The following is a 1,351-nucleotide window of genomic DNA, read 5'->3' on the forward strand; positions in this document are numbered from 1 at the left end:
CGCGGGCTGATCACCGGCAGCGGCCAAGCCGTCACCATCCGCAGCAACGCCACCCTCGGCCTGCTGATCAACAGCGCCGTCATCGCCGGCACCATCCTGAACCAGTCCGCCCGCGACCTTTCCATCCAGGGCGGCGACACGGTCACCGGCACCTTCAGCGGAGGCCTGATCGCCAACACCGCCAGCGACCTGGTCTTCACCTCCGGCCGCTTGCTGCTGAACGACGCCGTCGACGTCACCGGCCACACGCTGCGGAACACCGGCGCCACCGTCACCCTGACCGACACCATCGCCGTCACCGGCGCCTACACCCAGGCCAGCGGCGGCAAGCTGGTGGTGGGCACCACCGGCCAGCTTGCCGTCTCGGGCCTCGCCACCGTGGCCGGCACCGTCCAGGCGGGCCTGGCCACCGACAACTTCACCATCGGCCAGGTCTCCACCCTGGTGTCCGGCGCCGGCGGGTCCGACTATGGCGCCGCCGCCGTCGTGGGCGTCGGCGGCATGAACGTGACCGGCAGCGTGGCGGGTGACAGCCTGCTGGCCCTGCACAGCAACTACTACGTGGGTGGCACCTGGGGTACCCTGGTCAACACCGGCAGCATCACCGGCGCCTCGGCCCTGTACATCGCCAGCGGCGGCAGCCTGGGCACCCTGGTCAACGCCGGGGTCATCGACGGCGGCGTCATCAACGACAGCGCCCGGGATCTGACCATCGCGGGGCAGGGCGGTACCCTCGGCCGCTTCATCAACGGCAGCATCGTCAACACGAACGCCGACGTGGTGTTCGCCTCCGGCCGCTTCGGCATCAGCGACGCCATCGCCGTGGGCAGCCACACGGTGCTCAACAGCGCCGCCAGCCTGGCGCTGGAAAGCCTGGTCACCATCACCGGCAATTACGCCCAGGCCGGCGGCACCCTGGCGGTGACGCTAGGCACCAGCGGCCTGCAGGTCAGCGGCGACGCCACCCTGGCGGGCGGCACCGTGGCCGTCAGCCCGTACACGTCCAGCAACTACCTGGCCGGTAGCGTCACCGGCACCCTGGTCCATGCCGATGGCACGCTCAGCGTCGGCGCCGTGACCCTGGATTCCGGGCTGCTGTGGACGCGCAACACCGTCGTCGGCAACGACCTGGTGAACATCGCCCTGGGCGACTACATCGGCGGCACCCTGGCCAGCCTGGAGAACACGCTGACCATCAGCGGCGGCTCCATGGCCTTTTATGAGGCCAGCGTCGGCAGCATCGGCACCTTCACCAACAGCGGTGCGCTGGCCGCCAACGGCACCCACGCCGGCAACGTGGCCGTGGCGGTATGGGGGCGCATCGACACACTGCACCAACGCCGGCCTGATC

1 protein-coding gene is annotated in these 1,351 nt (G+C 70.2%); it reads left to right on the plus strand.

The window, feature by feature from the left end:
* Positions 1-1,351 (plus strand): hypothetical protein (locus I55_RS37295; RefSeq protein ID WP_044562667.1); only part of this gene is annotated, 1,351 nt, incomplete at both ends.

The sequence above is a fragment of the Azospirillum sp. B4 genome (genome assembly GCF_000333275.1).
Taxonomy (GTDB): domain Bacteria; phylum Pseudomonadota; class Alphaproteobacteria; order Azospirillales; family Azospirillaceae; genus Nitrospirillum.